This window comes from Streptosporangium brasiliense, from assembly GCF_030811595.1.
In the GTDB taxonomy this organism is placed as follows: Bacteria; Actinomycetota; Actinomycetes; order Streptosporangiales; family Streptosporangiaceae; genus Streptosporangium; species Streptosporangium brasiliense.
Genome location: NZ_JAUSRB010000002.1, coordinates 1848593 through 1860659 on the forward strand (window position 1 = coordinate 1848593; position 12067 = coordinate 1860659).

At 69.8% G+C, this 12067-nt stretch carries 12 protein-coding genes and 1 tRNA gene; 5 read left to right on the top strand and 8 right to left on the bottom strand.

Annotated features, from left to right (window positions below; translation table 11 throughout):
* Positions 1–17: 17 nt before the first annotated feature.
* Entirely contained in the window at positions 18–776 is a 759-nt protein-coding gene (locus tag J2S55_RS17225; RefSeq protein ID WP_306861788.1) for a rhomboid family intramembrane serine protease, read from the top strand.
* Between the two features lie 49 nt (positions 777–825).
* On the opposite strand, the gene J2S55_RS17230 is transcribed toward J2S55_RS17225, so the two are convergent.
* A complete protein-coding gene (locus tag J2S55_RS17230) occupies positions 826–1071 on the bottom strand; it encodes a cell division protein CrgA (RefSeq protein ID WP_306861790.1) in 246 nt (81 codons plus the stop codon).
* Positions 1072–1280: 209 nt separating this feature from the next.
* On the opposite strand from J2S55_RS17230, the gene J2S55_RS17235 reads away from it, so the two are divergent.
* The 3 genes from J2S55_RS17235 to J2S55_RS17245 are packed head-to-tail and all read left to right on the top strand — an operon-like array spanning position 1281 to position 2648.
* Entirely contained in the window at positions 1281–1910 is a 630-nt protein-coding gene (locus J2S55_RS17235; protein ID WP_306861792.1) for a class E sortase, read from the top strand.
* Between the two features lie 10 nt (positions 1911–1920).
* Positions 1921–2076 (top strand): hypothetical protein, encoded by a 156-nt coding sequence (locus tag J2S55_RS17240; protein ID WP_306861794.1) that lies wholly within the window; start codon positions 1921–1923, stop codon positions 2074–2076.
* Positions 2076–2648, top strand: coding sequence for an anthranilate synthase component II (locus tag J2S55_RS17245; protein WP_306861796.1), 573 nt, complete (start codon positions 2076–2078; stop codon positions 2646–2648). Before J2S55_RS17240 ends, J2S55_RS17245 begins: the two co-directional genes overlap by 1 nt.
* A gap of 338 nt (positions 2649–2986) precedes the next feature.
* Here the strand turns inward: J2S55_RS17245 and pknB are convergent, their stop codons facing one another.
* The 7 genes from pknB to J2S55_RS17280 all read right to left on the bottom strand — a co-directional run bounded on the left by pknB (position 2987) and on the right by J2S55_RS17280 (position 11774).
* Positions 2987–4858, bottom strand: a complete 1872-nt coding sequence (gene pknB / locus J2S55_RS17250; protein WP_306861799.1) for a Stk1 family PASTA domain-containing Ser/Thr kinase — start codon at positions 4856–4858, stop codon at positions 2987–2989.
* A gap of 82 nt (positions 4859–4940) precedes the next feature.
* On the bottom strand, positions 4941–6380 hold the full coding sequence (locus tag J2S55_RS17255) for a serine/threonine-protein kinase (protein WP_306861801.1): 1440 nt from the start codon (positions 6378–6380) through the stop codon (positions 4941–4943).
* The gene (locus J2S55_RS17260; protein ID WP_306861803.1) at positions 6377–7834 is read right to left on the bottom strand and encodes a peptidoglycan D,D-transpeptidase FtsI family protein; all 1458 of its coding nucleotides are present in this window, start codon (positions 7832–7834) and stop codon (positions 6377–6379) included. Before J2S55_RS17260 ends, J2S55_RS17255 begins: the two co-directional genes overlap by 4 nt.
* On the bottom strand, positions 7831–9210 hold the full coding sequence (locus J2S55_RS17265) for an FtsW/RodA/SpoVE family cell cycle protein (protein ID WP_306861805.1): 1380 nt from the start codon (positions 9208–9210) through the stop codon (positions 7831–7833). The genes J2S55_RS17260 and J2S55_RS17265 overlap by 4 nt, the downstream gene beginning before the upstream one ends.
* Before the next feature lie 4 nt (positions 9211–9214).
* Complete coding sequence (locus J2S55_RS17270) at positions 9215–10552, bottom strand: Stp1/IreP family PP2C-type Ser/Thr phosphatase (RefSeq protein WP_306861808.1); 1338 nt, start codon at positions 10550–10552, stop codon at positions 9215–9217.
* Positions 10549–11016 carry an FHA domain-containing protein FhaB/FipA gene (locus J2S55_RS17275; RefSeq protein WP_306861810.1) on the bottom strand — a complete coding sequence of 156 codons (468 nt, stop codon included), beginning with the start codon at positions 11014–11016 and terminating at the stop codon, positions 10549–10551. The genes J2S55_RS17270 and J2S55_RS17275 overlap by 4 nt, the downstream gene beginning before the upstream one ends.
* 17 nt (positions 11017–11033) lie before the next feature.
* The gene (locus J2S55_RS17280; RefSeq protein WP_306861813.1) at positions 11034–11774 is read right to left on the bottom strand and encodes an FHA domain-containing protein; all 741 of its coding nucleotides are present in this window, start codon (positions 11772–11774) and stop codon (positions 11034–11036) included.
* A 157-nt stretch (positions 11775–11931) separates the two neighbouring features.
* Here J2S55_RS17280 and J2S55_RS17285 point away from each other — a divergent pair.
* Positions 11932–12014 (top strand) — tRNA-Leu (locus tag J2S55_RS17285).
* The last annotated feature ends 53 nt before the right edge of the window (positions 12015–12067 follow it).

Below are 12067 nucleotides of genomic sequence, written 5' to 3' on the forward strand. Positions count from 1 at the left end.
CCATCTGTCCCGACTGCATGCGTGACGCCTCTGTCGGCTTCCAGTGCCCCGAGTGCGTGTCCCAGGGCAACAAGACGGTACGGCAGGCACAGTCGGTCTTCGGCGGCCGAGCGGTCACCACGCCCCGGGTCACCTGGGCGCTGCTGATCGTCAACATCCTGGCCTACGCCGCGGAGACCCTCAGCCCCGACTGGGTGCTGAGCCGTTTCGCGATGAGCTCCGGCAACGTCGCCTACGGGGGCGAGTGGTGGCGGCTGATCACCGGGGCCTTCCTGCACATGCCACTGAGCTCGGGCTCCTTCGCGCTCACCCACATCCTGTTCAACATGTGGGCCCTCTACGCCATCGGCCCCGAGCTGGAGCGGCGCCTCGGCTCGCTGCGCTTCCTGGCGCTCTACCTGCTGTCCGCGCTCGGCGGCTCCGTCGCCATCTACCTGTTCGGCGACATCGCGGTGGGCGCCTCGGGCGCGATCTACGGCATGTTCGGCGCGCTGTTCGTGGTCTCCAGGAAGCTCGGCTACGACGCCCGCGGCGTGCTCTGGCTGATCGGCATCAACGCGGCGCTGACCTTCGTCATCTCCAACATCAGCTGGCAGGGACACCTGGGCGGCCTGATCACCGGCGCCCTGGTGAGCGGGATCCTCGCCTACGCCCCGCCGAAGAGCCGCAACGCGGTCCAGTGGGGAGGCTGCGTGGCGGTGCTCGTGGTGCTCCTCGCGCTGGTCGCGCTGCTGCCGCCGTACGCCTTCCAGGCCGCGTACGGCCTCTCCGGCTGATCCACACCCTGATGCTTCCCCAGGGTGTGGATAAATTCTGTGGAAAAAACTAACGCCAGCGGGTGGACAACACCACACCGAAGATGATGAAAGCGAACCCGATCAGCAGGTTCCAGTTGGTGAGGGCGCCGATGAAGGGCGCGTTGGGCGCCACGTAGTAGACGGCGATCCACAGGATCCCGATGATCCAGGAGGCCACCATGACCGGCGCCAGCCAGCGCGGGCTCATCTTGACCTGCTGGGTCGTCTGCGGCGGGGTGTAGACCGCCTTCTTACGAGTCTTGGGCTTGGGCACTGGGGTCTCTCCTGCGTCGACCCTGCGCGATCCGGATCGCGCGCAGGGTGTGTCAGCTAGCGTAATCGCTGGTGGGCGAAGACCCGAGTAAGAATAGTCGGCACACACGGGACATGGCGATCCCAGAAGGGATCATCACAGCGCAAACCTTGGGCCAACCGCGCGGTCCATACCCGTCCGGGATGATCTGCCGTCATTAGCCTGAGCCCATGAGAGCCGCCCTGAGAACGTTCGGGGAGCTGAGCATCACCGCAGGGGTGATCATTCTGCTCTTCTGTGCATATCTCCTCTGGGGGACCGGTACCTACACGGTCCAGCAGCAGACAGTGCTGCGCGGGCAGCTCCTCAAGGAGTTCGCCGAGGAGCGGAAAGAGCCCGCCGGGCCCGGCCGGATCCGGCTCGGCGGGGCGATGGCGCTGCTGAGCATCCCCCGGTTCGGAGACGACTACGGCTACGCCGTCGTGGAGGGGGTCGGCTTCGACCAGTTGCGGATGGGTCCGGGCCACTATCCCGGCTCCGCCATGCCAGGAAAGACTGGAAATTTCGTGCTTTCGGGGCATCGGACCACCTACGCCGCGCCCTTCAACCGGATCGACGAGCTCCGCCGGGGCGACGAGATCGTGGTCGACGCCCGCGAGGCCCGCTACACCTACCGGGTCACCGGCACCCGCGTCGTCGAACCGACCGAGGTCGGAGTCATCGCCCCGGTCCCCGGCCAGCCCGGCCGCAAGCCCACCAGGGCCCTCATCACCCTGTCCACCTGTCACCCGGAGTACTCCGCCGCGCAGCGGCTCATCGTCTTCGGGGAACTGGACGAGAGTGAGGACCGTCGCAGATGAGGAGAGTCCCATGTACGGCTGGATCTGGCGGCTGTTCCCCGGCGGCCCGGCGGCCAAGGTGTTCGTCGCGGTGGTGCTGGCGGGGCTGGCGGCGGCCGTACTCTGGTATGTCGTGTTCCCCTGGCTCGAACCCCGCGTCTCCTTCGACCACACCACGGTGGGCTGATGGCCCGCATCCTGGTCGTGGACAACCACGACAGCTTCGTCCACACCATCGTCCAATACCTCCGTGAGCTCGGCGCCACCTGCGACGTGCGCCCACGCGACCACGTCGTGCCCGAGGACGCGACGGGTTTCGACGGGGTCCTGATCAGCCCGGGGCCCGGCACCCCCGAGGACGCCGGGGTGAGCGTCCCGCTCGTCGGTCACTGCGAGACCCACGGCATCCCGCTGCTCGGCGTCTGCCTCGGCCACCAGGCCATCGCGGTCGCCCACGGCGCCACCGTGGCGCGGGCTCCGGAGCTGATGCACGGCCGGACCAGCGCGATCACGCACGACGGCCGCGGCGTCTTCGCCGGGCTGCCGTCCCCGGTGACCATGACGCGCTACCACTCGCTGGCCGTGGTGCCGGAGACGGTCCCGGAGATTCTGGAGATCACCGCGACCACCGGCGACGGCCTGGTCATGGGCCTGCGCCACCGCACCGCGCCCGTCGAGGGCGTGCAGTTCCACCCCGAATCGGTGATCTCCGAACACGGCCACGGACTGCTCGGAAATTGGCTCGCGGGAATCGTGTAACGCCACGACCGTCTTGAACGACTAACCAGTGAGCCCTTCCGCCATCGCCCCCGAGTGGCGGAAGGGCTCTTCTCGTCCCCGAGGACGAGCGCCCCGGACCGCGGAGAAGCCCGAGCGCTGAAAAGCCTGAGCGCTGAGAGACCGAGCCTGAGAAGCCCGAGCGCGGAGAGACCGGGCCCGCCGGGGACCCGGGCCCCGGCCCCGAGGAGATCGGGCCCTCACGTCCCAGCCAGGCCCCGTCCCCGGGCCCGGAGAACCGTCCCCCCGTGTTACGACGACAGGACGGCCCCCGCCGGGTCGGCGGGGGCCGTCCTCATGAGGCCTTCACGGGCCGGCGGTCAGCCGCCCAGGTCGTCGCTGGGCGGGTCCTCGACGAACGGGTCCTCGGTCTGCTGATCCGTCGGCTGGGTGTCCGGCTGCGGGTCCTCGGTGATGTTCGGGTCCTGGGTCGGGGGCGTCGCCGGCTCGGTCGGCTCCGGGGCCTGCCCGCTGGAGACGACCAGCGTGATCGTGGTGCCAGGCTGGAGCTTGGCGCCGGCCTCGGGCGCCTGGCTGAGCACGGTGCCCTCCGGCAGGTCGCTCTCCTGCTCGACGACCTTGTATCGGAAGCCCGCCTCCTTGAGCATCCGCTTGGCGTCGCCGACCGTGAGGTTGACCACGCCCGGCACCTCAGCGGCCTCCTTGGGGACGTAGATCTGGACTGTGCTGCCCTTGGGGGCCTGCTTGCCCGCCTCGGGGTCGCTCTCGATCACCTTGCCCTGCGGGGCGCTGGAGACCTTGGTCCGCAGGCTCGGGACGAAGCCCGCGCCCTCCAGGGCCGCCTTGGCCTCGTCCGCGGTCATGTTGACCACGTTGGGCACCTCGACCTTCTCCACACCCTTGGAGACGGTGAGCGTGACCTCGCTGTTCTTGTCGACCTCGGTGCCGGAGGCCGGGTCGGTGTCGATGACCGTGCCCTTCTCCAGCTCCTCGTCGTATTTGTCGACCCGCTTGACCTTCAGACCCAGCCCTTCCAGCGTCTTGGTCGCCGAGGCCGCGGTCTGCGAGGTCAGTGACGGGATCTTGACCTTGCTGCCGGCGGTGGAGTCGCCGGGGGAGCTCAGGAACATGTAGCCCACGCCGATGAAGGCACCGATGACCAGCAGCGGGACCAGGATCCACGCGGCGGTCTTGACCGCGGTGTTGCCCCCGCCGCTCTGCTGCCGGCGCCGGCCGCGCTCGCCGCGCCCGCCCTCCTCGGTGCCGTATTCGTAGGCCGGGACGGCGGTGGTGCGCTGGGTGGCCGGTCCGCCGGGGGCGGGGGCCTGCTGCATGGTCCGGGTGGCCGCGCCGTAGTTGTTGGCCAGCGCCATCGTCTGGGCGTCCATCGGCATGCCGGACATCGCCCGCTGGATGTCGGCCCGCATCTCCCCGGCGCTCTGGTAGCGATGAGCGGGGTCCTTGGCCATCGCCTTGAGCACGATGGCGTCGGCCCACTTGGGGATGTCCGGGTCGATCTGCGACGGCGGGATCGGGTCCTCGCGCACGTGCTGGTAGGCGATCGCGACGGGGGAGTCGCCGGTGAACGGCGGCTGCCCGGTCAGCAGCTCGTACAGCACGCAGCCGGTGGAGTAGATGTCGCTGCGGGCGTCGACCCGCTCGCCCCTGGCCTGCTCCGGCGACAGATACTGTGCCGTGCCGATGACCTGGGCGGTCTGCGTCATGGTCGCCGCCGAGTCGGCCATCGCGCGGGCGATGCCGAAGTCCATCACCTTGACGTCGCCGTTGTTGGTGATCATGATGTTCGCCGGCTTGATGTCCCGGTGGACGATGCCGCCGCGGTGGCTGTAGTCCAGCGCCCGCAGGATCCCGTCGACCAGTTCGGCCGCCCGCTCGGGCAGCAGCCGCCGGTCGGCGCGGAGCAGGTCGCGCAGCGTGCGGCCGTCGACGAACTCCATCACGATGTACGGCACCGGCGCCCCGCCCGCCACGTCCTCGCCGGTGTCGTAGACAGCGACGATGGACGGGTGGTTCAGTGACGCGGCGGACTGCGCCTCCCGGCGGAAACGGGCCTGGAAGATGTGGTCTCTCGCCAGGTCCGCGCGGAGGGTCTTGATGGCGACGATCCGATCCAGCCGGATGTCTCGGGCGCGATATACCTCGGCCATGCCGCCACGCCCGACGACGCCGTCAAGCTCGTAGCGATCGCCGAGGCGTCGAGGCTGAGTCATTTCCTGCACTGTCCCTTACCGTTCATCTTGGGTGCCGGTGAGCTCTTGGGCCACCGGTGTCCATCATCGACCCCTCGCCGCATCACGTCTCCCCGTTTGGCGGCTCTGTGTCGCCGGTGCCGGGAGTGGTGCTCGGTGTGAGGCTCGGTGTCGCCGTCGGGGCGGTGGGCGTCGGAGTCGAGGTAGTCGGGCTGGGGCTGGGGCTGGGCGATGGCGACGTGGTCGGCCGGGGGCTGGGTTTGACCGATGTGCTTACCGTAGCCGACGGCGTGGGCGAAGGACGGGTCGGCTTCGCCGGTGGGACGGGCGATCTGCTCGTCGCCGGCTTGGTCCTGCTCGGCCGGACCGTCGGGGTTTTGGTGATCGGGCTCAGCCGGACGGCGGGCTCCTCCGGCCTGCTGTCGCCGGGGCGGTCGGTCAGGTTGTGGACCGCCAGCGCGCCCAGTCCGACGGCGGCGGCGCACCCCGCGGCGGCGGCGATCACCGTCCTCCGGCGCAGGCCCCGGCGCCGTGGGACGGTCCGTGCCGTCCTCGCGGTGGCCGGACGGGAGTCCCCGGCCGGCCCGCCGGGGCCGGACCCCGCGGCCGGGCCGGGAGGCGCCGGCGGGGAGGCGGCCAGGGCGGAGGTGACCTCCCGCGGCCATTCGCCGGCGGGCTCCGCCCGCCACCCCGCCGGATCGGTGAGCATGGCCAGGTCGGCGGCGCCCGCCGGGGCGAGCGAGCCGCGCAGCGCGTATGCCCGGCCGGCCAGCTCCCGGGCCCCGGCCGGCCGCCGCTCGGGGTCCTTCGACAGGCACGCGGTGACCATCTCCCGCACCGCCCGGGGCACGCTCCCGGGCAGCGGCGGCGGATCCTCGCTGAGATGCATGAGCGCGATCGCCACCTGCGTCTCGGCGACGAACGGCGGGCGGCCGGCCAGGCACTCGTAGGCGACCACGCCGAGCGAGTAGACGTCGGTCGCGAAGGTCAGCGGCTCTCCTGACGCCTGCTCGGGGCTGACGTACTGGGCGGTGCCGAGCACGGTGCCCGTCTGGGTCATCGACGAGCCCTCCAGCGCCCTGGCGATGCCGAAATCCGTGATCTTGATCACTCCGGCCCCGGTGACCAGCAGGTTGCCCGGCTTGATGTCCCGGTGGATGATCCCCGAGCTGTGCGCCGCCTGCAGGGCCCTGGCGGTCTGGTAGACCACGTCGAGGGTGTTGCCGGCGCTCAGCCTGCCGTCGCGCGCCAGGATGCCGGCCAGCGACTCGCCGGGGACCAGCTCCATCACGAGGTAGGCGACGTCGTCGGCCTCGCCGTAGTCGAAGACCTGGGCGATGCCGGGGTCGGCCAGCCCCGCCGCGATCCTGGCCTCGCGACGGAACCGCTCGCGGAAGGCCGGATCGGCCGCCACGTGCCGGCGCAGCAGCTTCACCGCCACCTCGCGGCCGAGCAGTTCGTCCCTGGCCCGCCAGACCTCGCCCATGCCGCCCGTCGCGATCCGCCCCAGCGGGCGGTATCGGCCCCCGAGCAACGCGGTCATCTACCCAGCACCGCTTCCATCACGCTCTTGGCGATGGGCGCGGCGGTGTGACCTCCGGAGGCGTCGTCACCGGCGCTGCCGGACTCGACGATGAGCGCGAGGGCCACCTTGGGGTCCTCGGCGGGGGCGAAGGAGATGAACCACGCGTGCGGGTCCCGGCCCGGGGCGGTCTCGGCGGTGCCGGTCTTGCCGCCGACGGTCACTCCGGGGATCTGCGCGGCGCTGGCGGTGCCGTTGTTGACGACGCTGACCATCATCTCCTGGAGCTTGCGCGCGGTGTCCTCGCTGACCGCGGTGCTGAGCTCGGTGGGGTCGGCGCTCTCGATCTCGCCGCCCTCCGCGTCGGCGATCTTGTTGACCAGGTAGGGCTTCATGACCACGCCGTTGTTGGCGATGCCCGCGGCGACCATGGCCATCTGCAGCGGGGTCATCTGGTTGCTGCGCTGGCCGATCGAGGCCTGGGCGAGCGCGGCCTTGTCCTCCTCGGGACCGAAGTCGCTGGCCACGACCGGCAGCGGGATCTCCAGCGCGTCGCCGCCGATGCCGAACTTCTCGGCCTGGTCGTTGATGGCGTCGTAGCCGAGGTCTATGGCGATCTTGCCGAACGGCGTGTTGCAGGACCGCTCCAGCGCGAACGTCAGCGTCACGCGCCCGGCGCCGCACGCCGCACCGCCGTAGTTGGGCAGGTCGGCGGTGGTGTTGGGCAGGTCGAGCCGCTGCGGGGCGTCCACCTGGGTCTGCGGGCCGATGGTGTCGTCGCTCTCCAGGTAGGCCGCCATGGTGACGACCTTGAAGGTCGAGCCCGGCGGGTAGGTGCGCTCGATCGCCCGGTTCAGCAGCGGCTGGTCCTTGTCCTCGGCCAGCTTGTTGTAGGCCTTGTTGACCGCGGCCTTGTCCGCCTTGGACAGCGGGTTGGGGTCGTAGGAGGGGATCGAGACCATGGCGAGGATCGCCCCGGTCTTCGGGTCGAGCGCGACCAGTGAGCCCTTCTTGCCGCTGGCGCCGAGCGCCTTGTAGGCCGCCTCCTGCGCCTTGGGGTTGATCGTCAGGTCGACGTTGGCGCCCTTGGTCTTCTTGGCGGTGAACAGGTCGATGCTGCGCCGGATGAGCAGGTCGGCGCTGGTGCCGTCGAGCAGGTCGTTCTCGGCCCGCTCCATGTCGCGGGTGCTCTCCGGGGCGAAGAACCCGGTGATGGGCGCGTAGACCTTGCCCTCGGGGTAGCGCCGTGCGTAGCGGAAGGTGTTGTCGCCGGTGTCGACGGACTCGGCGAGCACCTTGTCGCCCGCGGTGATCCGGCCGCGCTCGACCTGGTAGCGGTCGTAGAAGTTGCGGACGTTGCGCGAGTCCGCCCGCAGGTCGTCCGCCCGCACGGCCTGCAGGTAGTTCACGTTGAGCATGAGCAGGCCGAACATGAGCAGGCAGGCCAGGGCGACGCGCTTGAGGGGACTGTTCATCGCTGGAACACCTGCGTCATTCCTTCGTCCTGGATGGCCTGGGGCGGCGGTTTCCGCGCCGCATCCGACATGCGTACCAACAGCGCGATAAGGATCCAGTTAGCCAGCAGCGCCGAACCGCCCTGCGACATGAACGGGGTGACCAGGCCGGTCAGCGGGATCAGGTTGGTGACGCCGCCGACGATGATGAAGACCTGCCAGGCCAGGATGAACGACAGGCCGCCGGCCAGCAGCTTGGAGAACGGGTCGCGGGCCGCGATGGAGGTGCGCAGGCCCCGCTCCACGATCAGGGCGTAGACCATCAGCAGGGCCATCAGCCCGGTCAGGCCCAGCTCCTCGCCGGTGGCGGGGAAGATGAAGTCGGAGATGGCCAGCGGGATCCTGTCGGGGTGACCCTGGCCGAGCCCGGTGCCGAGGATCCCGCCGGTGGCCATGGCGAACAGGCCCTGCATGAGCTGCTCGCTGCCGCCGACCTTGTTGAAGAGCTCCGGGTCCGCCGGGTTGAGGTAGACCTCGAAGCGGGCGTGCACGTGTTCGAAGATCGTCCCAGCGAGGATCGCGCCGCCGACGAAGAGCAGGATGCCGATCAGGACCCACGAGGTGCGCTGGGTGGCGATGTAGAGCATCGCGATGAACGTGCCGAAGATCAGCAGGGAGGAGCCGAGGTCCTTCTGCAGGATCAGCACGCCCAGGCTGAGGCCCCAGACGATGAGGATCGGGCCGAGGTCACGGGCGCGGGGCAGGTCGATGAAGAGCAGCCGCCGCCCGGCCAGCGCCAGCACGTCGCGCTTGGCGACCAGGTAGCTGGCGAAGAAGACGATCAGGGCGAGCTTGGCGAACTCGGCGGGCTGGAGCTGGCCCAGGCCGGGGATCTCGATCCAGATCCGGGCGCCGTTGATGTTCTTGCCGATGAACGGCAGCAGCGGCGAGATCAGCAGGAGGAGTCCGACGGCTCCGGCGGTGTAGGTCAGCCGCTGCAGCGCGCGGTGGTCGCGCAGCACGATCAGCGTCACGCTGAACAGGACGACCCCGACGGCCGTCCACAGGAGCTGGGTGGTGGCCGAGGCGCCGAACGCCTTGGACTGTTCGAGGCGGTAGATCATCACCAGGCCGAGGCCGTTGACCAGCGTCACCAGGGGCAGGATCAGCGGGTCGGCCCAGGGCGCGAACCTGGCGAGCACGAGGTAGGCGGCCAGCATGAACCCGCCCAGGCTGAGGCCGTAGGTGAGCATGCCCGAGGGGATCTGCTTGTCGATCGCCAGCCCCACGTTGGCGTAGGCGAACATCACGATCACGACCGCGAAGGCGAGCATCGCCAACTGGGCCAGCCGACGTTTGGCGGGCAGGGGGACGGGCTCGACGCTTGGGGTGCTCATGTGTCTACTGTGACCTTGTGGGTTCCGGGGTTGCGGTGCCGTCCGGCCGGGAGGTCTGCCTGGTCTTCCCGTCGGGCTTGGTCTCGGGCTTCGTCTCGGGCTTCGTCTCGGGCTTGGTGTCAGGCTTCGCCGCGGACGACTTGAGCTCCTGGATCTTCTTCAGGCCCGCGTCGACGCTGGCGACGGGGATGCCGTCGCGGACCTGGCCCTGCTGGAACGCGCCGAGGGCCTTGATCGACTCGGTGGTGCTCCGGGCGACGTCGAAGAGCTCGATGGGGCCGATATTGGTCTTCACGCCCTGGAAAACCACGATCTCATCCCCTTTCGCCCCTACGAAGTATTGATCGTCGAGCCACTGGCTCCCGAAGTACCAGCCTAGGCCGCCGCCGACCAGGACGACGCCTCCCACCGAGGCCAGAAGCGGCCACGCCCGGCGGCGCCTGACCGGCCGGCCGGCGGCCCTGACGACCGGCTCCTCGGGATCGTCGTCGACGATGACGGGCTGGGGCATGGTGACCACGCCGGCGCGCCCGGCCGGGGTGTCCGGCGGCGGGGTCCGCGGCCGGGCCGACCCGGCGGCGCCCACCACGGCGGCCTCGACGGGGAGGGCGAGCCCCTCGTCGACCTCCAGGACGTCGGCCAGCACGCAGGTGATGTTGTCGGGGCCGCCGCCGCGGTTGGCCAGGTCGATGAGCGCGCGGACCACCGTCTCGGGGTCGTCGATCGTGGAGAGCGTCTGGTGCATCGTCTCCGCGCTCACCACCCCCGACAGCCCGTCGGAGCAGAGCAGGTAGCGGTCGCCGACCTGGGCCTCGCGCAGGGACAGGTCGGGGTCGACCTCGCCGCTGCCGTCGAGCGCCCGCAGCAGGATCGAGCGCTGCGGGTGGGTGGCGGCCTCCTCCTGGGTGATCCGGCCGTCGTCCACCAGCGACTGCACCAGGGTGTGGTCGTGGGTGATCTGGTAGAGCTCCCCGGCGCGCAGCAGGTAGGCGCGTGAGTCGCCGACGTGGACCAGGGCGACCCTCGTGCCGGACCACAGCATGGCGGTCAGGGTGGTGCCCATGCCCTTGAGGCTCGGGTCGCGCCCCACCATGTCGTGCAGTCTGCGGTTGGCCTCCCTGACCGCCGCCTCGATGGCGCTGAGCAGGTCACCCCCCTGCGGGTCCTCGTCGAGGGAGGACATCGCGGCGATGGCGACCGAGCTGGCCACCTCGCCGTGTGCGTGGCCGCCCATGCCGTCGGCGACGGCGAGCAGTCGGCCGCTGGCGTACGCCGAGTCCTCGTTACCTTCGCGGAGGAGGCCGACGTCGGAGCGGGCGGCGTAACGGAGTGCGATGGTCATTTGCGCAATTCGATGACGGTCTTGCCGATGCGGATCGGAACACCGAGCGGCACCGGGGTCGGACGGGTGACTTTGGAGCGGTCGAGGTATGTGCCGTTGGTCGAACCGAGATCTTCCACGATCCACTGACCGTCCTGGGGGAAGAGCCGGGCGTGCTTGCTGGAGGCGTAGTCGTCACTGACTACCAGCGTGGCGTCGGTCGCCCGGCCGATGGTGATCGGCGTCTCTGAGAGGGTGATGGTGGTGCCTTGCAGGGGACCACCGATGACGACCATCTGCCGCGGCTCCCCCTTCTTGGGTTTGGCCGCGGGCTTGATCGGCTTGGCAGCCTTGCGCGCGGGGGCGGCGGTGGTCGTGCGGGATCCGAACAAGTCTGTCCGGATCACGCCGACCGCGGCAATCACGAAGAACCACAGCACCGCGAGGAACGCGAGCCGGATCAGCAGCAGCGTGAGCTCGGACATGGACCGTCTGTTTACCTTTAATCGCGCCGGAAAACCAGAGTCGTCCGCCCCAGCGTCACGCGAGTGCCGTTCTGGAGCTCGACCCGGCGTACCGGCTGGCCGTTGACGAAGGTGCCGTTCGTGGAGCCGAGGTCGACGAGCACGACCTGGGGACCCTCCACGCGCAGCTCGGCGTGGTGCCGGGACACACCCGGGTCGACCAGCCGTAGATCACAGTCGGTGCCCCTGCCGAGCAGGGTCACCGGGGTGGTCAGGTCGTAGGACCGCTGCCCCTGCGGGTCGTCCTGGGTGGAGACCAGCAGGCGGGGACGGCCCCCGAAGGCGTGCGGCTTGGCCGCGGGCACGTCGCTCACCGGCTGGCGGATCTCGTCCTGCTCGACCGTCGCGCCGCGGATCACGCCGGAGCGGATCCGGAACAGGCCGACCGCCAGGTCGTCCGCCGTCTCGAAGCGCACCCGGACCGGTCCCACGAAGGAGTAGCCCTGTTCCTTGGCGTACTCCCTGGCGAGGTTGGCCAGTTCGTGGCTGATGCTGTCGGCGTAGACCTCCAGGCGCTCGCTGTCGGTGGTGGACAGCTCGACCACGAAGTCGTTCGGCACGAGCGTGCGCCCTTGTGCGACGATCGCCGCACGCTCGTCCATCTCACGCTGAACCGCGCTGGCAACCTCGACCGGCTGAAGGTCAGATTTGAACGCCCGCGCAAAGGCTCCCTCAACCAAACCTTCGAGCCTCCGCTCGAAGCGCTGAAGGACTCCCACCGGGTACCTCCCTTCCTCCGTCTAACTAGGTCACGGCCGCTTGGGGGCTTGTTCCTCGCTCTCTCGCACCCAGCTGTTCCGCTCCGCGTCTAGGAGGATCGTATCCGGGTTCGTGGGTACCGGCTGATCCGTGCTAATGTTTCCACCGCACCCAAAAGGGCGGGTGGCGGAACGGCAGACGCGCACGGTTCAGGTCCGTGTGTCCGAAAGGACGTGAGGGTTCAAATCCCTCCTCGCCCACTCCAGCAGAGCTCCGGAAGCGCGGTCAGCGCACCGGGGCTCTCTTGTTTTCC